We start from the raw sequence: 21,766 nt of genomic DNA on the forward strand, positions 1-21,766 counted from the left end.
ATATATAACTACATGCATATGAAAAGTATATTCGTAAGCATTATTCTAATGCTCTAGTAACTCTCCCGATAATATTCCTAATGCATGTGGTATTTGATCTATAATGGCCAATAAGCTTTCTGATACGCCCTTCGGACTGCCTGGTAAATTAATAATTAATGCTTTGCCACGAGTACCACATATGCCTCGAGATAGCATAGCACGTCTCGTCTTATGCAGAGCGCCCATTCGCATCGCTTCAGCAATTCCTGGAACTTCACGATCAATGACTTTCAATGTAGCTTCTGGTGTTACATCCCTTGCTGAAAGTCCAGTACCACCTGTCGTAATAACGAGATCTGCTCCATAATATTCTGTCATCTCAATTAATGCTGCCATAATCTCATCTTGCTCATCTGGAACAATTCGATAATCAACGATCTGGCCACCTAGTTCATCTTCAACTAGTTCTCTGACAACCTGTGCACTTACATCTTCACGTTCACCGCGTGCACCTTTATCGCTTGCCGTAAGTATTGCAACCTTCCATTGCATCTCCAATTCCTCCATCCTTCTCTCTTAAGCTTACTCTTTCTATAGCTCTAGCACTGGCTATCATTCAACTCTTTCAAAGTCCCCGTGTACTCCGCCGGTTTTCTTCATAAGCTGCGTCGGACCTATAATCATATCTTTCTGCAATGCTTTACACATATCATATATTGTTAAGGCGGTGGCGGATGCCGCAGTAAGTGCTTCCATCTCTACGCCTGTCTTCCCGGTAATCTTCACTGTCACCATAATATACAACTCGTCGATGTCATTATCAGTGAATGAAATGTTAATTCCGTTCAACGCTAGAGGGTGGCACATCGGAATCCATTCAGATGTTTTCTTTGCTGCCATAATTCCCGCTACTTGCGCTACAGCTAGTACATCGCCTTTCCCTATCTTGCCTTCTTTAATCTTCTGTAAAGTAGTTGGTAGCATCTTGACCATTGACGTTGCCGTAGCTTCGCGCTTTGTAGCCTCTTTATCAGATATATCTACCATTTTCGCTCTACCTTGTTCATTAAAATGAGTGAACTCCACTATTTTCGTTACTTCCTTTCATTCTATGAACATCTCGTAATTCCTTCATTTGTAATTAAAATGTTCAATTTAATGTCAAATTGCTCCATCGGTATATGATCTGTAATCTGCTGTGCATAGCCTATACCAATCCAAGTAACTTGCAGCTCCTGTTGTCCCATTAACTCGTAAAAACGATCATAATACCCTCCACCGTATCCTAAACGCGATCCATCCTTTGTATAGGCAAGACCAGGTACAATCACTGCTTCGGGTATTGTTTCAATTGGCGAAATCTGCTCAGAATCAGGTTCTAATATATGATACGCCCCTAGGCGCAGTTGCTCTTTATTGTATAATGGATATAGTTGCATCGTATGCGTCGCCACCTCGCATTTTGGCACGATAATAGTAATCTGATGCTCCCAGCACCATTCGATGAATGGCCATAATTGAAGCTCACTGCGAAATGGGATATAGACCATAATTTGTGTCCAGCCTTGTTGTTGAACTAGACTAATCGCATACTCAGTAGCCTCCTTGGACCATTGATACGCATCAAACTGTGTAATACTATTTCTAATTTCCTTATATTTTTTCCGTAGATATTGTTTTTGCACCGATAACTGTTGCATAGTATAACCACCTAAAACTTTTCATTAGCTTCTTGATATAACTTCATAGATTTGAAAAGTTACATCGGAAGCATACCCTAAAACTTTTCATTAGCTTCTTGATATAACTTCACAGAATTGAAAAGTTACATCGGAAGCATACCCTAAAACTTTTCATTAGCTCCTTGATATAACTTCATAAGAATTGAAAAGTTACATCGGAAGCATAATCCTATAAGAAATAAATAGTTTTCAATTGATATTAGTGTACCATTGTTGCACAAGTTACGCCATTAAATAACAAGCTTATGGTACACTATATAGTAGTTAGATAGACGTAGATACCACTACATTTTGATGGAGGACAAGACATGTTACTGCAAGTATCCAATATTACAAAAAGCTACGGGATTGATACAATCCTTTCAAATATTAATGTACAAGTATTAGAGAGAGATAAAATTGGGCTAGTAGGCGTCAATGGTGCCGGGAAATCAACACTTTTGAAAATCATCGCAGGAGAAATTAGTTTTGAAAGCGGAGAAATTCATAAAGCGAAAGAAACAAAGCTAGGCTATCTTGCCCAAAATAGCGGCCTACAATCTCATCTCTCTATAATAGAAGAAATGCAAACGGTATTCTCCCATCTTTATGCTGCCGAAAAAGAACTACGCGAGCTAGAGTTGAAAATTGCCGATCCTGTATTGCACGATGATGAGAAAAGATATAACGAAGTGCTTGAACGCTATGCACAACGTTCAGATTGGTATAAAGCTAATGGTGGGTTTGAAATTAATACTCGCATTAATAGCGTTCTGCACGGCATGGGATTCGGAACTTTCGAACTTGATATGCCGATCGCATCGTTAAGTGGTGGACAAAAAACAAGATTAGCATTAGCTAAAATTTTACTACAAGCACCTGATCTTTTAATGCTCGATGAGCCTACCAACCATCTCGATATTGAGACACTAACTTGGCTTGAAGGATACTTACGTTCCTATAACGGCGCTATTGTTGTCGTCTCGCATGACCGTTACTTCCTTGATGCCATGACGACGACTATCGTCGAGATCGAGCGTCACCAAGCAAAGCGTTACACTGGTAATTACAGTCGCTACCTTGAAATCAAAGAAGCAGAGTATGAAACTCAGCTGAAGCACTTTGAAAAACAACAAGGTGAAATTGCAAAAATGGAGCAATTTATTCAAAAAAACATCGTTCGTGCCTCTACAACAAAACGTGCTCAGAGCCGCCGCAAATCTTTAGACAAACTGGATCGGATGGATCGCCCCCAAGGTGATCTAAAACGTGCATCGTTCTCATTCGAAGTAGAACGGATGAGTGGAAAAGAAGTATTGAATATCAATCATCTGTCTATGCAATTCCCTAATGCTGCTACTCCACTGTTCAGCGATATTAGTTTCCAATTGCAGCGCGGCGAAATGGTGGCACTAGTTGGACCTAACGGAATCGGCAAGTCCACATTATTAAAGACGCTTGTCGCGCAATTAGAGCCGACAACAGGTAGCATCCAATTCGGATCTCATGTGAAGGTTGGCTACTACGATCAAGAGCATAATGTATTAAACAATAATAACACTGTGCTTGAAGAAGTATGGGGTACTTATCCGCATATGGAAGAAGCTCGTATTCGTACTGTACTTGGCAACTTCTTATTCAGTGGTGAGGATGTATTGAAAAAAATCTCAGCATTAAGTGGTGGCGAGAAAGCGCGTGTTTCGTTATCCAAATTAATGTTAGCTCAAGCGAACTTCCTTATTCTCGATGAGCCTACGAACCATTTAGATCTCTTCAGTAAAGAAGTATTGGAGTCAGCCTTGTTTGATTATGAGGGGACTTTACTATTTATCTCACATGACCGTTATTTCCTGAACAAGATGTCGGAGCGCATTGTCGAACTATCAGCGCAAGGCACTAGCTATTTCCTGGGAAATTATGACGATATGCTGGAGAAAAAACTCGAAATGGAAGAAGCTCGACTTGAAGCAGCAAAATTACAAAACAATAAAAACTCAGTTCAACAGCAAGTGACAGCATCCCCAGTCCAATCCTATGAAGCTGAGAAGCAACAGAAACGCGAAGAGCGCAATAAGCAACGTAAAATAGAGCAGTTAGAGCAACAAATTGCCGAATTAGAGCAACAAATTGCTGACTGGGAAGTTCAACTTACAGATCCAGCCATTTTCAACGATTATATGCGTATTCAAGAAATTCAAACGGAAATAGCTAATCGCAAGGAATCGCTTGATCTTTGCTACGAGCAATGGGAAGAAGTTATGGCTTAACGACGAAGAAGCTGTTCCACTGTAGAGAACTCTACTGTATGGGACAGCTTCTTGCATTAAGCTAGCTGTTTCACTAGTGCAGTAATCATAATATGATTACATTCTCGAGGTTTTTGCTGGAATATATCCCAGTTCAATGGCTACTGTAATAGCTTTTGCACGCGAACGAACTTCTAATTTGTCAAATAATTTACTTAATTGATACTCCACTCCACGTTGGCTAATATGGAATTTGTCAGCGAGTTCTCTATTGCTATAGCCATGTGAGATCGCCTCTAGTAGTTCTTTTTCTTTGTCAGTAATATAGGAGTTTTGCTTCTGCATAAGCTTTTGAAAAGCTCGTATATCCATAATACGTAAGCGTTGTAGCAACTCTATTGGCACTATAGCGTAGCCTTGGATCATACTTTGTATTGATAGAATAAGTTCATCACTAGAACTAGCTTTGTCGATAAACCCATTGACCCTTGCATCCATCATTTCATTGAAGTGTGGTTCCATTTCATAACCAGAATATAGCATTACTTTCACATCAGGCTGCTTGTCCTTCAACAGCGTGCATAACTCAATCCCATTCATAACTGGCATCTGCCAGTCACATAGCACAATATCAACTCGTTGCCGACTAATCATCTCAAGCGCTAATTTTGCTGATTGAACAAAACTAACTCTGACACGCATATTGCGCTCTAACATGTCCTTCGTTCCAATCCCTACTGCTGGATGGTCGTCCACAATAAGAATATGACTATACAATAATAGCCCTCCTATCTATATAAGTTTATAACCATCAACTTTGTGCGACTGCCTTATACATATGTTATGAGCTGGGTGATTTCACTTTTTGAAAAATAAGAGTTTGAATCAGAGTAAACTTAGTGGAGAATACGAGCAGTAATATGAAGTGAATATCGCGGGAGTTGGTGTACGTTCTGCATATATTATAGCGTTAATCATTAACAATATAAACATTTTTTTGAAATTGTTTTTTTATAGCGTAAGCCCTCAACAGTCGAGCGCAACTAGGCTCATCATTGAGGGCTTATTTATACTTTTACAATCTATTGTACATTTCCATTTCGCAATGCATCATTAGAGTTTTTAATATCAACTTTGTCACCGTTAATAAAAATTTCACCTTCATCGGGACTAAAGATACCAAACAAGCATTTCATCAACGTAGATTTACCTGCCCCATTTTCTCCCATCAATGCATGAACCGTCCCTGGCCGCACATTCAATGTGACATCATCTAGTGCCCGTACTCCTGGTAAGCTTTTCAACTTTAATACCCGCTTCTTCAATCGCTAATACAGAGCTACGAAGTATGCTTTATCCCATTTTGCAAGATCATCTGCTAACGGCTCACGGTTAAGGAATACGACAGGAATCTTTGCTTTTTTCGCTTTATCAATAATGACACCAGCAGCTGTACGGTCAACTGGGTTGATCGATCATCACGATCACTTTCATAATCGATTCTAGCAATTGTGCATTAGAAAAAGGCTTTAATAAATATTCTTCTACTTGAAGATGAATCGCCTGCTTCGCATATTGGAAATCATCATAACCAGAAATAATAATAACTTTCGTCAATGGCTAATGTTTTTTCAGTCATTCTGTTAGCTGTAATCCGTTCATATAAGGCATACTGATATCTGTTACAACAATATCCGGCTCTACACGATCGAACAATTCCATCGCTTCCTTGCCGTTAGTTGCCGTATAGATTCCAGTAATACGATAACATTCCCAATCAATTGCCTCTTACAAACCTTCGGTAACTTCAGGCTCATCATCAACAATGAGTAATTTATACAAAGTGTTTCCTCCTAAACTTCTTCTTTTACTCGATATTATACAATTATTATTCACCTATCATAGTATGTTTCGGAAAAAATATGAACTATTATCTAATTATTAATAATTAAAGTTATCAACATACTTATCAACAATAGTGTATAAATTGTTAGTCAATTCTGTCATTAATGCTATTAAGAAAATGCAATTATGAAGGGATTTTTAAGATTCAGTTAAGATACTGGAAGTTGTTAACAGTAGTTATCCACATTGTCCACAATTTTCACTGTTTATAGATGAAAACCTTATACACAACGTCATTTATTTTAGCTTTTCAAAATCGCCTAATTTTACTGTGTTTCACGAAGTTGCCCACATTTATTTGTGACTATGTGGATAACAATATACACAACAACAAAAAATGCAGCATACGATTGAAATTATCGTATGCTGCATTTTTAATTTTTTATTTAGTTAAAGCTACGTTAGCGTAATTACCGTTATCAGACGAATTGTAACAAAACCCAGCAACGTGTACGGCACGAATACACGAGCGGTCAAATGCTCGAAACTTCCAATAAAGGTTCAAAACATTCACTTGTCAGCATCAAGAAGATGACCCACAGCTAAAACGAGTAGCTATGTGTACGTTATTGGTACACGAGCACACGCAATGTAACAAAACCCAGCAACGTGTACGGCACGAGTACACGAGCGGTCAATTGTGCAAAGCTTCCAATGAAGTTCAAATGAAGGTTCAAAAAGCGGGCTTTCAGAACCGAGCAGGTGAAGCGTTACTTGAGAAAGGCGGAAGCGCAAGTGTACATGATTACGTACACGCGGCCCTACAATGTTTCTGCAAGAAACATGCATCGGAAGCTTATGCTATACTTTCCAAGTTCGCTTCAGATGCGATGCCAACTAAGCTCCGTCAGCATCCGCTTCGTTATCAAAGTCCGCTTTTTGAACTTCCCCTTCAATTAAAGGTTCAAAAAGCGGGCTTTCAGAACCGAGCAGGTGAAGCGTTACTTGAGAAAGGCGGAAGCGCAAGTGTACATCATTACGTACACGCGAACCGTACTTTCCAAGTTCGCTTCAGATGCGATGCCGACTAAGCTCCGTCAGCATCCGCTTCGTTATCAAAGCCCACTTTTTGAACTTCCTCTCACCAGGCTTCTAGTGAAAGTCCTGGATCCGCCCTCATATCAAGTCCCGCAAACTCCCCTTGCTTATATTTCACATGCGCCGCGGCACCGATCATTGCTGCATTATCTGTACAAAGACCTGGTGATGGGATAATCAGAGGCATCCGTTTCTCTTCGCATTTTTGCTGCAGCGTAGCACGCAGCCCACGATTGGCCGCCACACCACCGCATAGTACAACTTGTTTCACTTCATATTGCTTGGCTGCCCGTAGCGCTTTCGTTACAACAACATCGATAACTGATTCTTGGAAGCCGCGCGCTAATGCTGCTTCATTCAATTCCAAGCCTTTCATGCGATGCTGATTAATTTGCGATAGTACTGCTGACTTCAAGCCACTAAAACTGAAATCATAGCTTTCCTTCTCAAGCCAAGCTCTCGGCATCGCAATCACTTCATCTGCTTGATGTGCTAGACGATCGATATAAGGACCGCCTGGATAAGGAAGTTTCAAAGCACGAGCGACTTTATCATAGGCTTCACCTACTGCGTCATCACGCGTTCGACCAATAATAATGAATTTACCCTCTTCAGGGAGAAGAACTAACTCCGTGTGACCACCTGATACAACAATCGCCAACGAAGGAAATTGCAAATCATGCTCTAGTTGACTAGCATAAATATGCCCCGCAATATGATGTGTCGCAATGAGTGGAATCCCCAGCGACAAGGCTAAGCTTTTTGCTGCTACATTTCCAACTAATAGTGCTCCAACTAAGCCTGGACCTTCGGTTACAGCAATAGCATGCAAATCTGTCGCTTCATAGCCTGATTGTTCTACTGCCTGTTCAATAATCCGTGTAATGCTTTCAACATGCTTACGGGAGGCTATTTCAGGAACAACCCCGCCGAATCGCTCATGAATATCGATCTGACTAGAGACGATATTAGAACATATAACTTTGCCGCCTCTAATAACAGCAGCACTTGTCTCATCACAACTTGTCTCTATTGCCAAAATTAGTTCATTATTCAAGTTCATTCACTCCATTCACTGACTGCTGCAATTGTGCCCACATAATAAGTGCATCTTCGTTGTTATCTGAATAATATTGTGGACGAACACCAGCATCCTCGAAACCAAATTTACGATAGAGCGATTGTGCCCGCATATTACTTACTCTAACTTCGAGCGTCATCTTTTCCGCACCTAGAAATTGTGCAGTACGCTGAATTTCATAAATTAATTTCTTGCCGAGACCAAGCCCGCGATAAGGTGTTAGGATCGCAATATTCGTAATATGCGCTTCATCAATAATAATCCACATACCTGCATAGCCAATAATCTCGTTCTTATATTCCATCACCATATATTGTGCAAATAAATTATTCATTAGTTCATTACGAAAAGCCTCTTCCGTCCATGGTGTTTCAAAAGCATCTAGCTCAATTTGCACAATAAAAGGGATATCCTCAAGCGTCATTTTTCGAAAAATAAGTTCATTTTCTATAATGTTCATGCTTGACCCTCTTCCTGCTCCTTAGCATTTTGCTTCACTTCAGCCTCTGTCAGTTGAGCGTAATTAGGTACAAGATCATGAACGGCCGTAAGCTCCGCTTCCGTCATTTGCAACAGCTTCGCTGCTCCTAACTGCGCAATAGCCTCGCCGTACATCGCAGTAGTTAAGCTACGCACTGTCAGCGACTGTTGATTAGCAATGATCGTCAATCGTTCTATCGCTTCCTCATGAAGCTGCACATCGCCAACAAACCACAGCTCTGTCATCTCTTCTTGCCCATAATGTTGAAGCTGCTCTTGTAATAACTGACACCAATCATTCATCAATACAATGTGGTCGTTATGCAGCCGATCCCACTTACCCGCGCCATCGGCTTGGAAAGCAGCCGTATATACTTGTCCTCTACGAGCATCCATCAGTGGGATAATGACAGCCGTAGTACTATGCTGTAATGGGTCTTGTGCTTGTGTTTGAAGTGATGCGCCATAAGCTAGACCTTCCAAGCTGGATACACCAATAACCGGCTTCCCCGTACTCCATGCCAATGTCTTTGCTGCAGTGACCGCAATACGAACTCCAGTATAGGAGCCAGGTCCAATTCCCGTAACAAACGCAGTAATATCGCGAACCGACATGCTCGCTTCCTTCAGCATACTCTCGATATTAGTCATAATATGAAGAGAATGGTTACGCTCTGCCTCGGTCTGAACTTCCGCTAATACTTTCCCCTGCTGCAATATAGCACCTGCCATCATTGCAGTTGAAGTGTCGATCGCTAGTAGCGTATGCTGTTTCATCATTGTGATGTGCTCCCATCTATCAATTTCTCTAAACAGCCAACATAACGTTCGCCGTATGCTTTTATTGTAATTAAGCGCTGCTCATCATCGACATATTCAATGAATAACGATAAATAGTGCGGCGGCATAATGTCAGTAATAAGACTAGCCCATTCTATGACCGTTACACCTTGACCATAGAAGTAATCGTCCAACCCTAATTCATCGGCTTCCTCTATCGATAGTCGATATACATCCATATGATAGAATGGTAAGTCTCTACCTTCATATTCCTTAATAATAGTAAATGTAGGACTGCTTACAATACCTTGCACCCCTAACTGATCTGCATATGCTTTACTAAAGGTTGTCTTACCAGCACCGAGATCACCATCTAGCGCAATAACCATGCCACCCCATGCCAGTTCTGCTAAAGTTCTTGCTAGTTGTTCTGTTTGCTGCTGTGATGTCATATTCAGTTCCCATTGTTTCATCTCAATATTCATTATCTATCACCACTCATTTATGTAAAATGATTGTATCCTCTATTCATAATTTGGTTCCGTTTCTGCAATTGAAGCCCATCATTCCAGCTATCCATCCAGACTTCACCATTTCCAGCTATTACTTCTCCAATGGCGTAGAGTTGTAGTTGTTGCTCACGAAAGCTTGTCTCAATGCTCGTAAACTGTTCTCGACTAGCGGTACCAACTAGAATATAGTCTTCCCCACCATAGAGAACCCAATCAAACATCGATTGACCACTTTGCCCAGCATATTGAGACATATAATCCGATAGCGGTATGTTATGCTCGTCAATAACGATATCTACATGAGAAGCTTTCGCAATTTCCGCAAGTTCACTTATTAAGCCATCGCTAATATCATTTAAAGCATGACATGCATTAGAGGCATTCAATAATCTTCCTGCCTGTATATGTGGCTCAGGCTGCTGATGTGCGCGAATTAACGACTGTACGAGTGCTACTGGATACTCACTCGTGTTAGCATGCTGCAGAAAGTGCAAGCCAGCAGCAGATTGTCCAGGCACACCAGTCACAAATACGATGTCTCCTACATTAGCACCACTGCGCAAAATAGCTTTACCTTGCTCTACCATGCCAATAACAGTAATAGTGAGGATCAGGCTATGAGGTGATGACGTTGTATCTCCTCCAACTATTGCCACCTTATATCTGTTCGCACAATCATATATTCCATTATATATTTGCATGACGTGATCGGCTGAATAATGATCTGGTATACTTATCGCAATTAGTGCATGTAAAGGAATTCCACCCATTGCAGCAATATCGGATAAATTCGCAGCTAATGCCTTATAACCAATATGCTCAAAATCGGTCGTCTCGCTTGAGAAATGTATATCTTCAACCATCGTATCTACCGTGTATAGCGTTTCATATTGACTTTGATTCCGCCGGACTTCATATGGCAAAGCTACAACTGCCGCATCGTCACCAATATCTACTTTCACGCCTAAGCTTACCTTGAGGGCTTGCTCTTGCCGCTTGGCATTCCAATATCGAATTCGAGAAAACTCATCCACAAGCTTCCACTCCTACCTCACTAGTCATCGAATCGGTTACTCTCCATGCTATTCTTCATTTTACCTTAATCATCGCTACTTTCAAATACTACTAGAGGTCGTTCAAAACAGCAAAATAGGTCATACGAAACTTCGAATGACCTGATCCTATAGCTACCATATTTATAATTCCTTCACAATCGTAATATGAAGCTCATTTTTCAAATCTAATTGATAAGGCGTTGTAGGCGTGGAGCCATCGGCTTCTTTCAATACTCTTACCGTTGGGCGATGCAGAGCTAATTCGCTATTATGTACAACAACGACGGTCTGACCAGTGTTAAGGAGCAGCATAGTCGCAATCGGGTAGATTGATATATGACTACAAAATAATTTAATTAATTCATGGTCAAAGTACGTTCCTCCTGCAGCAAAGAGAAACTCTATCGCTTCACTTGTTGTATAGCGTTTTCGATGTGGACGCGGAGAGATTAAAGCATCATACATATCAGCTAACCCGACAATTTGGGCATAAATATGTGTTTCGTCACCTTTCAATTGTCTTGGATAACCTGAGCCATTGAATCGTTCATGATGCTGCAACGCACAATGCGCTGATACTAATGATACATCATGATACTTACGTAAAATTTCAAATCCTTCACGAGGGTGCGTCTCCAATAATTCACGTTCCGCTTTGGTAAGATCCCCTGTTTGCTTCATTACCTTATCAGGCATTTTCGTCATACCGATATCAAACAATAATGCTCCAACACCTAATTCCTCTAATTGGTTGCGATTGAATCCTTTCGCAAGTCCGATAATCCCTGAAAGTATTGCGACATTGACCGAATGCTGAAAGAGATAAGAATCTGCCGAATGTATGCTGCTTAAATTAACAAGTATATTGGGACGAGACGATAAATCGGACATAATACTTCCAAAAACATCTCTAAAGTTCTTTCCTATATTAGGAGCAATAATTCTCCCCTTGCCTAGTTCATTATCTTTGAACGCATTCATCGTCTTAAACACTTCATTGACTGCGACTGCACGAGTAGCCTCTGAAATCGGTTCATCAGGGATAATATCTTCGGTAAGCTTATCTTCAATATATAAATAATCGATGCCCATATTACGAAGTCTATTGATGTAACGAACTGTAAGTTCAACACCTGCTCCAAGCAATACATTCCCGTTCTCTTGGATGATAGTTCTCGCAATAACATCGCCTGCACTCACTAAATCTATGTGCAATCTTTTCATTACAACTTCCCTGCTTTCTTCTCTGCCTAGTAATATCTATAGGTCGTTATACGTATTGTATAACGACCTAATCTCTAGATAGCAAAACTACGATTGACAATCAGATTTCGCCCTTTGTATTTTGCTTCATATAATGCTGTATCGGCTAAACTCATAATCTCATGTAATAGAACTTTAGAATCAGTAATGTGAAATTGGTCATAATCTTCAATCGTTACAACCCCTACACTGATCGTTACTGAAATCTCATCCTTTACTTCCTCAATCCATATTCGATTATACTCAATTTCATTTTTGATATCCTCAGCTTTTTGTTGTGCCTCTGCTCTAGATAACTGCGGTAAATACACAATAAATTCTTCGCCACCATAACGGGCTAATATATCATGTTTGCGCAATGCTTCACTAACTTTACGTGCTGTTTGAACAAGAACAATATCACCATTCAAATGACCATAGGCATCATTAATAAGCTTAAAATAATCGATATCGATAATAATAATAGTAAATGGTACTCTATTCGTAATATTACGTGGTAGTTCATACTCCAAAAACTGCATAAGATACCTTCGATTATAACATTCCGTTAGCACATCTGTAACTGCAATTTTTTCTAACTTCTTATTCGCTTCATATAATTTTTCTTGAGTTTTAATTAATTCGGAATTTCGCTGCTGTAGCAATATATTTTGTTTCTTCGTACTTTCCGCTAATTGCTTAATTTCCGTCACTTCTTGCATCGTGAACATATAGCCCATTAACTTCGATCTTTGATTCAATATCGGAGTAGACTGAACTTGTAAATGACTCTCTTTAGGCATTCTCGTATATACTTCAAATTCAAGCTTATAATAAGGATCATGTTGTCGAATAATGAATTGTTTCTCGATCTTACCCCAATCCGTATCAGGAATATGTTCTTGAATACGTCTAATATCGAAAAAGCTACCAATTTGCAATGGAATAATCGCCTGCACATGTTGGTTCATCTCAACGATAAAATTATCTCGATCTAATACAAGAATACCGACCGACATCGTATTCATAACATCACGATGTGCCAGATTAATAATATCCATTACATTGATTCGATTCAATTTAAAGGTCATGTAGGAAGCAGCACACATCATGCCAATCGATAAAATCGGGAAGTATAGACTAAACCATGAAATATTAATAATATTAACAACAAGATCAAGGATACCGAAAATAAACATAAGTCCAATTCCAATAATTGCAAATTTACTTAGTTTACGAGTTACACTTCGCTGCCCGGACTTGCTATAAGACCATATTAACATACATAGTGAGGCGATAACATAAATAAACAGTTGTCCAATCGCCAAACCGAATAGTTTACCGTATGCAGATAGTTTTTCAGAATCACCAACTTGATATAACGTTATGAAGAGATCATTCGGATTAATTAATATAAATATAGTAGTAATTATGCATGGAAGCGATAATAATTTAAATGTGAAGGTTTTGATGAAGGAGCTTTTATTCATAATATACAATGTTAATACCAATGAACCTAAACCTGTTAGCGATAATGCTGCATAAGAAGCTTGTAAGTACATAAATTTATACGGTAAATATGAGGTGGTATCCGCAGCAAATTGCAAAAATGCCCAATGCATAAATGCAAGATGCAACGCTAAATACACCCGATGAAGTATCGACATTGTTTTAGTAAAAATAAGAAAAACTAGCAAGGCTAATAGGACTAGAAAAACACCTAAATCGATTAACATCGTGATTCCCATCAATTTCACCCACTTATGTATCCAACTTATCCCACTATATCAAACTATTTATAAAACTACAATTACAATAACAGTATACTATATGAATACAAGAGACTTTAGACTAGTTTTTTAACGGTAAATGAGACTTAAGAACTCCCTCTAGCGTGTGCTGAACAGCGATAAATTGTTTGAATTGTACGTATTGATCCCACTTTTGTTCATTAAAAGTTAAGACTTCCGGTCTAACCGCACGAATCAATAAATTTTTCGGAGTATGCTCAGGATCGATAAATTCTAGCATCTGCACGCGATAACCAATACTTTCAAGCAACTGACCACGAATCGCATCCGTTGCTAAACTCGCAAAACGCTCCTTCAACAATCCTTGACTGAGTAATGGAGTAAGAATATCATTGCTCACTTGTGGAAATAATTCATGCTGACAACACGGTACAGACATAATAACCGATGCACCCCAATTGACGGCTTTGCCGATCGCTGCATCTGTAGCCGTATCACAAGCATGAAGCGTAACGACCATATCCACTTCCGATAATCCTTCATACTCAGCAATATCACCTACTAAAAATGATAAGGATTTATAATCTAACCTTTCTGCAAGGTCATTACATAATTGAATAACATCACTCTTCAGATCAAGACCAATAATCTCAATATTACGTTGCTGCTGGACCGTTAAATAATGATAGAGGGCAAACGTTAAGTACGATTTTCCACAGCCGAAATCTACAATTTTCAACGTGCGATCAGTTGGTAAATATTCAAGAACATCTTCAACCATTTCTAGAAATCGATTAATTTGACGGAACTTATCTTGCTTCTTCGCATGAACTCGCCCCTCAGCCGTCATAATTCCTAGTTCAACGAGAAACGTAATTGGCGTACCTTCTTCAAGCACACGACGCTTTTGGCGATTATGCGGCTTTATAGTCTGCTCAGGAACTTGCTCTTCATTACGTTTTCTTTTAATAGAAAGCTGACCTTTTTTATTACTAAGAATATGAAGCTGCGTAGATTTCTCTTTAATAAGAATTTGCTTATACTGTTCTTGAATAAGAGGAATTAACGTTTCGATTGCTTCCGCTGCAGCTATATTTTGATGCAGCACCTTATTAGTATAGTATGATTCAAACTGATAAAATAAACCTTCTTTTAATTGAATTGGGCGCATCACAACTTTATTAGCAATTTGTTCACCCTTTATTTTCGGAGAGCTAAAAATCGCTTGATATAGCGTACCTGCTATTAACGATGGCTGAAGCTCCTTATGCAATTCCATTAGCTGATTATCTACGTTCACGTGTTGTATATCCCCTTCCAAATAAGTGTTGCTGTTATTGTTCGTTCACAAATTGTTGAATGATTGTTGCAAGTTGTACTGGCATCTCTAGCATACCCATATGTCCAGACTCCTCAATGATATGACAGTGGGTATGCTGATTACTCCCAGCAAACGTGCCCTCTGAATTAACCACTTTATCTTTGCCGCCTGATACTAGCAGCACTGGCATTGAAGCATTGCTAATTATTGCCGTCCGGTCTATTCGTTGCTGCATCCCTCTCGCATAGCTAATAACAGCGTGAGATGACGCTAATGTACCAATCTGCTGCGCGTAGTCTAACAACTCTGTTTGTCGCTCAGGCGCTGCAAATAACTTCACAACTAAGGCTGATACAAAGCTTACTACGCCTTGTTGCTGGACTGTCGCAATAGCTTGATCACGATTAGCTTTTGCCTGCTCACTATCTGGCAAAGCGGTGGAATGAAGTAACCCGAACGAGCGAAGATAACCCGGATTACGCTGGGCAACAGCTAAAGTAATATAACCACCAAGTGAATGTCCCAATATATGTATATCGGCTATTCCGATATTAGTTAACCACTCATCGATCCAAGAGGCCGCAAGCTCCATCGTGTAGATCGCTTGCGCACTAGCTGTAGAATGTCCATGTCCGATAAGATCAGGCACGAGAATACGATATTGATCGCTTAACAGTGGTATAAGCTTCGAGAAATATGCTGAGCTGCCACAATATCCATGCAGCAGAACTATAGTTGGCATATGCTCGGATGGTTGTGGCGCCGAATCGAAATATGCGATCGTTTCACCATTTAATAATGTATATGTTTTCGTAGCTAACGTTAATAACAAATCTTGTTCGTTCATTATGCTATATCTCCTTATCCAATGCCCAAGTATCGATCACCGCTTGTCGCAATGTAGCAACCATGCCTAGTACAGTATACAGCGACGTATTTTGAATTTTCCAATAAGCTTTAGGTCCATTTTCATTAATAATTGCTGCAATACTATAATGCCCAACTGGTGGTAATCTTCTTCCCGTTGCTGCTCCTGGTTGAAGGGAACCTTCTCTAATAATAAAGGTACCGACTGTTTTCTCATTACCAAGGCAAGCATCGATAGCAATAATTAATTTATGTGATGGAAGCTGTTGTACGGCTTGTTCTACTTTATATGCATCACATGGCTTAGCTAATGTGCCGATTACATGTGGAAATGCTAATTGTTGTAATACCGTGCCCATAAGTGGCCCAAAAGCATCTCCAGTTGAGCGATCTGTACCAATACATACAAATACAACATCCTCTTTCCTTAAGCCTTTACTATGAATAGGCTCGAGATCCTGCATTACCTTAACATAGATATCCTGCTCGATCGCAATCGGCTCGATCAAAAGTTGCTCCATGAATTGTTGCATTACAATGTCCTCTCTATCATAACTACTTTATTCGATCCCCAGTGCATACTGCTATTGTAGCGAATTTTCTAAGGCAGTTCAATTTGTTAAGCTTCATATAGCAAATCATGTTACAATAAGTGATAACTGAAAACTTGAAGGGGTGTTTAGATTGGCAGATTTACAACAAGCATCAATGGAAAATATGGTTATTATGATCGAAGAAATTAAATCCAAATTAAAAATGGCATCTGCTGCGGCGATGCAAGCTTCAAGTTATAACTTGGATAAATATGAAGATATTAAGGACATATATGAAGTGATTACTTCCAAAGATAAATTCAGTATTAGTGAAGTAGAAGCGATTGTCTCAGAATTAGGGAAACTACGTAACTAATACGAAAAAACCGCCTCCGATGTCATCGTCATCGGAGGCAGTTTTTATAGTAGACATGTACAATATACTAATCTCCAGAATTTCCTTGTTCTGTAACAATAACGGATAATTTCACATCGACTTCCTTCGCTTCACCGCGTAAGAAAAAAGCAATTCTTTCTAGCTTATCTGCTAGTTCTGTCCCTGAAAGTTTCGTATTGAGATGGAAGTTAAAATGATCTCCTGGTGTATTGAAGCTATTACCTCCGTAATTTCTCCAGATGCCATCTGTACCTAGTCGCTGATTATCAGGTTGTGGATAAAACTTATCAGACTTATTCACAACGCGCTCATAGATACGCAATTTCTTCAGTAGCATATAATACTGTGCAGAATGTTTAAAATTCCACGTTTCACGAATATCTTTGAGCGTGTAATCCATTTTCCAACGTTTTAACTTCTCAACTTGATCATCAGAGTCAAGCTTCAGAAATTCTTCCAGTGGTAACATCTTTTCAGCCATTACAACCCCTCCATCCTAAACTTTTATGTTCTTCATTGGATGCGACTTCTTATCAATAAAAGTAACATCGAAAGCACTAGCTTAGACAATTGTATAATAAATCACTATGAAATTTCATAATTACATAAAAAATACCATACCCCTTATATAATTACAACAAAAAAATCCCATTTGTTAGAAACAAATAGGATTTTTCTAATAATTCATCACTTAAACATATTATTGTTGAAAGCCCATCGACTTAATAAACGCTTTAAATGCTGTTTGACCAGCTTCTGTACGTTTATACACTCCTGCATCATGCAATACTTCAAGGAATTTTCCACCAGTTTGCGATTGTACAAGCGTATTAGCCTCTTGCGCAGACAAGCTAGTACCATGCTGCTCCGCTAGTTCAACAATCCAATGCGAATGATTATGAAGCGGATGAGTCGCCTCTGCTGTTGCTTGAATAGCTGCAGCGTCATCATTACTCAATAGATCAGCAATTTGAGACAGTTCTGCCTTCAAGCGACCAGGCAATACGGCAAGCCCCATCACTTCAATTAAGCCAATATTTTCTTTTTTAATATGATGTAAATGTTGATGTGGATGGAAAATACCATCTGGGTACTGCTTGCTTGTACGATTATTACGAAGTACAAGATCAAGCTCGAAATCACCATTATCCAGCAATCTAGCGATTGGCGTTATTGTATTATGAGGTGTAAGCTTGCCATCTTCTTCTTCCGTAAAAGCATAAATGTCTGCAGATGCATCACTGTATGCTTTCCATTGGTCAAGAATAGAAGCAGCTAGCTGTTTCACTTCTTCTTTAGAACTACTTTGCAGACGAATGACTGACATTGGCCATTGTACAATGCCTAGTTTCACACTCGGATATTGCTTAGATGTGAAGCTTAATTCGATTGGCGCTGTTTCCATTGGGAAAACATGTTTACCTGCTTGGAAATGATCATGCGATAGAATGGAACCACCAACGATCGGAAGATCTGCATTTGATCCGATAAAGTAATGTGGATATTGTTCTACAAAATCAAGCAAGCGCGCCATTGAGCTATGCGAAACAACCATCGGCTCATGTACACCTTTAAATACAATACTGTGTTCATTGTAGTACACATATGGAGAATACTGTATATGCCATTGTTCGTTTTGAAGCACAATCGGAATCGTTCTTAGGTTTTGTCTCGCTGGATGATTAACCCGTCCTGCGTAGTTGACGTTTTCTGCACATAATAAACATTTCGGATACTTTGCGGAAGGTAATGTTTTCAACAAAGCAATTTCCTTAGGATCTTTTTCTGGCTTGGACAAATTAACAGTAATTTGAAGATCGCCATAATTAGTAGCATGTAACCAGCTTGGATTTTTTGCGATACGATCCATGCGGATATAATTACTATCAATACTCAATTTGTAGAACATATCCGTTGCTGCTGAAATCCCTTTTTCCTGAGCAAGCTTATTGAAAATAGCGATTAACTCTGAAGGACGAGGCATCAATAAGCCCATTATTTTCGCATCAAGCAAATCACGATACGTTAATGTTTCTTCAGGAATTAAACCAATTTCAAATCCATAATCAAGTAAACCTTCCAATACTTCTACTGGAGAAGTTAATTGTTCTGTAGGAACTTCACCCTCGTATGGCTCATCGAATTTGAAAAGATCTAATAATGCATTTCTTGCGTAATCAATATCTGCTGTTTGAATCATCTGCTGCTGATCCGCAAATTGTACAAGACGTTCAATTTGTAATAATGCTTGCTCTGCGGTTGTAGTCGTTTGTGTAGTCATAAAGATACTCCTTCCTGCTGCGCAATAATGTTACTCGTTATATCCGTTTGGATGGTTAACATGCCAACTCCAAGCGCTTGCGATAATATCCTTCAAATTACTACGGTCAGGACTCCAGCCAAGCTCTTCACGTGCACGAGTTGATGAAGCGACTAGAACGGCTGGATCACCTGCACGACGTTGTTCCATGACAACTGGAATTTCACGACCGGTTACTTCACGAGCAATATCGATAACTTCTTTCACTGAGAAGCCATGGCTGCTTCCAAGATTATATACAGCGCTGTCTGAACCTTTACGCAATGCATCAACTGCACGCAAATGTGCATCAGCAAGATCACTTACGTGAATATAGTCACGAATACATGTACCATCTTCTGTCGCATAGTCATCGCCGAATACAGAGATATGCGGTCTTTTACCTAAAGCTGCTTCCAATACGATTGGAATAAGATGAGTTTCAGGATCATGTGCTTCACCAATTTTTCCGCTATCATGAGCACCAGCAGCGTTAAAGTAACGAAGTGAAATGTACTTAACACCGTAAGCAACATCAAACCATTTCATCATTTTTTCCATAGCTAGCTTTGTTTCACCATAAGCATTCGTTGGCGTTGTACGATCGTATTCATCGATAGGAACACTTTCAGGCTCGCCATACGTTGCTGCAGTAGAAGAGAATACGATTTGCTTAACATTGTATTCGTTCATCTTTTCAAGCAAGCAAAGTGTTCCAAATACGTTGTTGTTATAATATTTACCCGGATTCTTCATACTCTCACCAACTAGAGAGTTAGCTGCAAAGTGAATAACCGCATCAATTTCGTTTTCAGTAAACACTTTATCGAGAATATCATTGTCACGAAGATCGCCAACATAAAGCTTACCGCCTAGAAGCGCCTCTTTATGACCTTGTTGCAAATTATCAAGAATAATGATTTCTTCTCCACGCTCATGCAAAGCCGCTACCGTATGAGACCCAATATATCCCGCGCCACCTGTTACTAGAACTGCCATGATATCATCTCCTCAAATTTTTGTTTACTAAATGTACTTCTCGCCTTCGCCAGCAACGTGTACGGTATAAGTACACGAGCGGTCAATGCACGAAACTTCCAATGAAGGTTCAAAAAGTGGGCTTTCAGATTCGAGCAGGTGAAACGCTACTTGAGAAAGGCGGAAGCGCAAGTGTACGTAGTTGGTACACGCGAACCGTACTTTCCAAGTTCGTTTCAGATGCGATGTCGAATACGCTACGCTAGCCTAATCATCGATATCAAAGTCCATTTTTTGAATTTCCTCTACAACTGCTCTACGCCGTTGCCTATTGTGCACACATAGAACTCAGCCACAAGTCCCGTTTCAGCTGTATATTCACTAGCTACTTGCTCTTTGAATTGCTCGATAGAATCCTGATGAACAAGAGAAACTGTACATCCTCCAAAGCCTGCTCCCGTCATACGAGCACCTAATACGCCTGGAACCCTGCGAGCTGCTGCAACCATCGCATCTAACTCAGAACCTGTTACTTCATATAGATCACGAAGTGAATCATGCGAACCATTCATTAATTGGCCAAATTGCACAAGATCATTCGCTTTTAATGCCGTCATCGATTGCAGTACACGATCAATCTCTTCAACAACATGCTGTGCACGCTTCAATACAACTTCGTCTTTAATTAGATGCTTAGATGTATTGAATTGCTCAATATTGAGTTGACCAAGTAATGTTAACGCTGGGTGGTCAGCACGTAAATCTTGAACTGCCTGCTCACATTGTGCACGGCGCTCATTGTACGCAGAGTCAACTAATCCACGGCGTTTGTTTGTGTTCCCGATAACTAATTTATAATCACCAGAGTTGAAAGGTACTAGATCATATTCAAGCGTATCGCACATAAGTAGAATGGCATGATCTTTCTTACCATTAGCTACAGCAAATTGATCCATAATTCCGCATTGTACGCCATTAAACTCATTTTCCGATTTTTGAGCCATTAATGCGATTTTCACAGTGTCTACTGGTTGATTTTCTAATGTAAGTAAAGCAAATGCTGTTACTACTTCGATCGAAGCAGAAGAAGAAAGCCCAGCACCATTAGGAATTTCACCGTGGAATAGAAGATCATAACCGGAACTGAACACAACTCCCGTTTGAAGAATTTCGTTAACGATTCCTTTTGGATAGTTCATCCAGTCGTCTGCTTCATCATAGACAACCTTGTCTACGCTCAATACTTTCGTGTCTGCGAAGTTTGTAGATGCAAGGCCTAGTCCTTTATCTGCACGTTTACGTACAATTAATGTTGTTCCGAAAGTTAGGGCAGCTGGGAAAACATAACCGCCATTGTAATCTGTATGTTCACCAATTAAGTTAACGCGACCTGGAGCATGGAATACTTTAATTTCTTCATTAGAGGTTCCGAAGCGTTGTACAAATTGTTCTTTTAGTTCTTGAATATTTGCCATTGTTATCACATTCCTTTTTCATCAAATTTGTTAAGTGATATTGCATTCAGTATATAGTAGTTTAAGTACTAACAAAATGGTGGCAAGTGAAGTCTATATGGAT

24 protein-coding genes and 2 pseudogenes are annotated in these 21,766 nt (G+C 39.6%); 4 read left to right on the forward strand and 22 right to left on the reverse strand.

The window, feature by feature from the left end; all coding sequences use genetic code 11:
* Positions 1–45: 45 nt before the first annotated feature.
* The 3 genes from AC1TPB_RS04075 to AC1TPB_RS04085 are packed head-to-tail and all read right to left on the reverse strand — an operon-like array spanning position 46 to position 1,682.
* The gene (locus tag AC1TPB_RS04075; RefSeq protein WP_482062777.1) at positions 46–534 is read right to left on the reverse strand and encodes a MogA/MoaB family molybdenum cofactor biosynthesis protein; all 489 of its coding nucleotides are present in this window, start codon (positions 532–534) and stop codon (positions 46–48) included.
* A gap of 60 nt (positions 535–594) precedes the next feature.
* On the reverse strand, positions 595–1,071 hold the full coding sequence (gene moaC, locus AC1TPB_RS04080; protein WP_482075452.1) for a cyclic pyranopterin monophosphate synthase MoaC: 477 nt from the start codon (positions 1,069–1,071) through the stop codon (positions 595–597).
* Positions 1,072–1,091: 20 nt separating this feature from the next.
* A complete protein-coding gene (locus AC1TPB_RS04085) occupies positions 1,092–1,682 on the reverse strand; it encodes a 5-formyltetrahydrofolate cyclo-ligase (protein WP_482075310.1) in 591 nt (196 codons plus the stop codon).
* 350 nt (positions 1,683–2,032) lie between these two features.
* Between AC1TPB_RS04085 and AC1TPB_RS04090 the strand changes: the two genes are divergently transcribed.
* Positions 2,033–3,970 carry an ABC-F family ATP-binding cassette domain-containing protein gene (locus AC1TPB_RS04090; RefSeq protein ID WP_482075311.1) on the forward strand — a complete coding sequence of 646 codons (1,938 nt, stop codon included), beginning with the start codon at positions 2,033–2,035 and terminating at the stop codon, positions 3,968–3,970.
* A gap of 96 nt (positions 3,971–4,066) precedes the next feature.
* On the opposite strand, the gene AC1TPB_RS04095 is transcribed toward AC1TPB_RS04090, so the two are convergent.
* The 5 genes and pseudogenes from AC1TPB_RS04095 to AC1TPB_RS04115 all read right to left on the reverse strand — a co-directional run bounded on the left by AC1TPB_RS04095 (position 4,067) and on the right by AC1TPB_RS04115 (position 5,731).
* Positions 4,067–4,726, reverse strand: a complete 660-nt coding sequence (locus AC1TPB_RS04095; RefSeq protein ID WP_482075312.1) for a response regulator — start codon at positions 4,724–4,726, stop codon at positions 4,067–4,069.
* Between the two features lie 317 nt (positions 4,727–5,043).
* A pseudogene (locus AC1TPB_RS04100) lies at positions 5,044–5,274 on the reverse strand (ATP-binding cassette domain-containing protein); the annotation flags it as partial.
* A gap of 15 nt (positions 5,275–5,289) precedes the next feature.
* Positions 5,290–5,421 (reverse strand): annotated as a pseudogene (locus AC1TPB_RS04105) (methyl-galactoside ABC transporter substrate-binding protein); the annotation flags it as partial.
* On the reverse strand, positions 5,408–5,566 hold the full coding sequence (locus tag AC1TPB_RS04110) for a response regulator (RefSeq protein ID WP_482075313.1): 159 nt from the start codon (positions 5,564–5,566) through the stop codon (positions 5,408–5,410). The pseudogene AC1TPB_RS04105 and the gene AC1TPB_RS04110, both read right to left, overlap by 14 nt.
* A gap of 18 nt (positions 5,567–5,584) precedes the next feature.
* Positions 5,585–5,731 (reverse strand): response regulator, encoded by a 147-nt coding sequence (locus AC1TPB_RS04115; RefSeq protein WP_482075453.1) that lies wholly within the window; start codon positions 5,729–5,731, stop codon positions 5,585–5,587.
* A 788-nt stretch (positions 5,732–6,519) separates the two neighbouring features.
* Here AC1TPB_RS04115 and AC1TPB_RS04120 point away from each other — a divergent pair.
* Complete coding sequence (locus AC1TPB_RS04120) at positions 6,520–6,885, forward strand: hypothetical protein (RefSeq protein WP_482075314.1); 366 nt, start codon at positions 6,520–6,522, stop codon at positions 6,883–6,885.
* A 50-nt stretch (positions 6,886–6,935) separates the two neighbouring features.
* On the opposite strand, the gene tsaD is transcribed toward AC1TPB_RS04120, so the two are convergent.
* From tsaD to yyaC, 10 genes are all read right to left on the reverse strand, one after another.
* Positions 6,936–7,949 carry a tRNA (adenosine(37)-N6)-threonylcarbamoyltransferase complex transferase subunit TsaD gene (gene tsaD, locus AC1TPB_RS04125; protein WP_482075315.1) on the reverse strand — a complete coding sequence of 338 codons (1,014 nt, stop codon included), beginning with the start codon at positions 7,947–7,949 and terminating at the stop codon, positions 6,936–6,938.
* Positions 7,942–8,433 carry a ribosomal protein S18-alanine N-acetyltransferase gene (rimI, locus tag AC1TPB_RS04130; RefSeq protein ID WP_482075316.1) on the reverse strand — a complete coding sequence of 164 codons (492 nt, stop codon included), beginning with the start codon at positions 8,431–8,433 and terminating at the stop codon, positions 7,942–7,944. The genes tsaD and rimI overlap by 8 nt, the downstream gene beginning before the upstream one ends.
* Positions 8,430–9,233, reverse strand: coding sequence for a tRNA (adenosine(37)-N6)-threonylcarbamoyltransferase complex dimerization subunit type 1 TsaB (gene tsaB / locus AC1TPB_RS04135; protein ID WP_482075317.1), 804 nt, complete (start codon positions 9,231–9,233; stop codon positions 8,430–8,432). Before tsaB ends, rimI begins: the two co-directional genes overlap by 4 nt.
* Positions 9,230–9,718, reverse strand: coding sequence for a tRNA (adenosine(37)-N6)-threonylcarbamoyltransferase complex ATPase subunit type 1 TsaE (gene tsaE, locus AC1TPB_RS04140; protein WP_482075318.1), 489 nt, complete (start codon positions 9,716–9,718; stop codon positions 9,230–9,232). The genes tsaB and tsaE overlap by 4 nt, the downstream gene beginning before the upstream one ends.
* 17 nt (positions 9,719–9,735) lie before the next feature.
* Positions 9,736–10,779, reverse strand: a complete 1,044-nt coding sequence (gene thiL, locus AC1TPB_RS04145) for a thiamine-phosphate kinase (protein ID WP_482075319.1) — start codon at positions 10,777–10,779, stop codon at positions 9,736–9,738.
* A 162-nt stretch (positions 10,780–10,941) separates the two neighbouring features.
* Entirely contained in the window at positions 10,942–12,024 is a 1,083-nt protein-coding gene (locus AC1TPB_RS04150; RefSeq protein ID WP_482075320.1) for an HD-GYP domain-containing protein, read from the reverse strand.
* A 74-nt stretch (positions 12,025–12,098) separates the two neighbouring features.
* Positions 12,099–13,790, reverse strand: a complete 1,692-nt coding sequence (locus AC1TPB_RS04155) for a sensor domain-containing diguanylate cyclase (protein WP_482075321.1) — start codon at positions 13,788–13,790, stop codon at positions 12,099–12,101.
* 103 nt (positions 13,791–13,893) lie between these two features.
* Positions 13,894–15,093 carry a class I SAM-dependent methyltransferase gene (locus AC1TPB_RS04160; RefSeq protein ID WP_482075322.1) on the reverse strand — a complete coding sequence of 400 codons (1,200 nt, stop codon included), beginning with the start codon at positions 15,091–15,093 and terminating at the stop codon, positions 13,894–13,896.
* Positions 15,094–15,127: 34 nt separating this feature from the next.
* Positions 15,128–15,961: an alpha/beta fold hydrolase gene (locus AC1TPB_RS04165; RefSeq protein ID WP_482075323.1), complete on the reverse strand. Its 834-nt coding sequence runs from the start codon at positions 15,959–15,961 to the stop codon at positions 15,128–15,130.
* Between the two features lie 4 nt (positions 15,962–15,965).
* The gene (yyaC, locus tag AC1TPB_RS04170) at positions 15,966–16,514 is read right to left on the reverse strand and encodes a spore protease YyaC (RefSeq protein ID WP_482075324.1); all 549 of its coding nucleotides are present in this window, start codon (positions 16,512–16,514) and stop codon (positions 15,966–15,968) included.
* Positions 16,515–16,665: 151 nt separating this feature from the next.
* Between yyaC and AC1TPB_RS04175 the strand changes: the two genes are divergently transcribed.
* Positions 16,666–16,890, forward strand: coding sequence for a DUF1128 family protein (locus AC1TPB_RS04175; protein ID WP_482075325.1), 225 nt, complete (start codon positions 16,666–16,668; stop codon positions 16,888–16,890).
* Between the two features lie 67 nt (positions 16,891–16,957).
* Here the strand turns inward: AC1TPB_RS04175 and AC1TPB_RS04180 are convergent, their stop codons facing one another.
* The 3 genes from AC1TPB_RS04180 to galE form a co-directional block, all read right to left on the reverse strand.
* Complete coding sequence (locus AC1TPB_RS04180; RefSeq protein WP_482075326.1) at positions 16,958–17,392, reverse strand: hypothetical protein; 435 nt, start codon at positions 17,390–17,392, stop codon at positions 16,958–16,960.
* Between the two features lie 219 nt (positions 17,393–17,611).
* Entirely contained in the window at positions 17,612–19,192 is a 1,581-nt protein-coding gene (locus AC1TPB_RS04185; RefSeq protein ID WP_482075327.1) for a UDP-glucose--hexose-1-phosphate uridylyltransferase, read from the reverse strand.
* A 30-nt stretch (positions 19,193–19,222) separates the two neighbouring features.
* The gene (galE, locus tag AC1TPB_RS04190; RefSeq protein WP_482075328.1) at positions 19,223–20,209 is read right to left on the reverse strand and encodes a UDP-glucose 4-epimerase GalE; all 987 of its coding nucleotides are present in this window, start codon (positions 20,207–20,209) and stop codon (positions 19,223–19,225) included.
* A gap of 101 nt (positions 20,210–20,310) precedes the next feature.
* Between galE and AC1TPB_RS04195 the strand changes: the two genes are divergently transcribed.
* Positions 20,311–20,454, forward strand: coding sequence for a hypothetical protein (locus tag AC1TPB_RS04195; RefSeq protein ID WP_482075329.1), 144 nt, complete (start codon positions 20,311–20,313; stop codon positions 20,452–20,454).
* A gap of 39 nt (positions 20,455–20,493) precedes the next feature.
* On the opposite strand, the gene AC1TPB_RS04200 is transcribed toward AC1TPB_RS04195, so the two are convergent.
* The gene (locus AC1TPB_RS04200; protein ID WP_482075330.1) at positions 20,494–21,663 is read right to left on the reverse strand and encodes a galactokinase; all 1,170 of its coding nucleotides are present in this window, start codon (positions 21,661–21,663) and stop codon (positions 20,494–20,496) included.
* Positions 21,664–21,766: the final 103 nt, after the last annotated feature.

Source organism: Paenibacillus sp. Y951 (genome assembly GCF_056786395.1).

Excerpts from the sequence above, each read along its gene's own strand:
- AC1TPB_RS04075 (WP_482062777.1), bottom strand. The coding sequence starts at position 534 with ATGCAATGGAAGGTTGCAATACTTACGGCAAGCGATAAAGGTGCACGC.
- AC1TPB_RS04085 (WP_482075310.1), bottom strand. The coding sequence starts at position 1,682 with ATGCAACAGTTATCGGTGCAAAAACAATATCTACGGAAAAAATATAAG.
- AC1TPB_RS04090 (WP_482075311.1), top strand. The coding sequence starts at position 2,033 with ATGTTACTGCAAGTATCCAATATTACAAAAAGCTACGGGATTGATACA.
- AC1TPB_RS04120 (WP_482075314.1), top strand. The coding sequence starts at position 6,520 with ATGAAGGTTCAAAAAGCGGGCTTTCAGAACCGAGCAGGTGAAGCGTTA.
- rimI (WP_482075316.1), bottom strand. The coding sequence starts at position 8,433 with ATGAACATTATAGAAAATGAACTTATTTTTCGAAAAATGACGCTTGAG.
- tsaB (WP_482075317.1), bottom strand. The coding sequence starts at position 9,233 with ATGATGAAACAGCATACGCTACTAGCGATCGACACTTCAACTGCAATG.
- tsaE (WP_482075318.1), bottom strand. The coding sequence starts at position 9,718 with ATGAATATTGAGATGAAACAATGGGAACTGAATATGACATCACAGCAG.
- AC1TPB_RS04150 (WP_482075320.1), bottom strand. The coding sequence starts at position 12,024 with ATGAAAAGATTGCACATAGATTTAGTGAGTGCAGGCGATGTTATTGCG.
- AC1TPB_RS04155 (WP_482075321.1), bottom strand. The coding sequence starts at position 13,790 with ATGGGAATCACGATGTTAATCGATTTAGGTGTTTTTCTAGTCCTATTA.
- AC1TPB_RS04165 (WP_482075323.1), bottom strand. The coding sequence starts at position 15,961 with ATGAACGAACAAGATTTGTTATTAACGTTAGCTACGAAAACATATACA.
- yyaC (WP_482075324.1), bottom strand. The coding sequence starts at position 16,514 with ATGCAACAATTCATGGAGCAACTTTTGATCGAGCCGATTGCGATCGAG.
- AC1TPB_RS04180 (WP_482075326.1), bottom strand. The coding sequence starts at position 17,392 with ATGGCTGAAAAGATGTTACCACTGGAAGAATTTCTGAAGCTTGACTCT.
- AC1TPB_RS04185 (WP_482075327.1), bottom strand. The coding sequence starts at position 19,192 with ATGACTACACAAACGACTACAACCGCAGAGCAAGCATTATTACAAATT.
- galE (WP_482075328.1), bottom strand. The coding sequence starts at position 20,209 with ATGGCAGTTCTAGTAACAGGTGGCGCGGGATATATTGGGTCTCATACG.
- AC1TPB_RS04195 (WP_482075329.1), top strand. The coding sequence starts at position 20,311 with ATGAAGGTTCAAAAAGTGGGCTTTCAGATTCGAGCAGGTGAAACGCTA.
- AC1TPB_RS04200 (WP_482075330.1), bottom strand. The coding sequence starts at position 21,663 with ATGGCAAATATTCAAGAACTAAAAGAACAATTTGTACAACGCTTCGGA.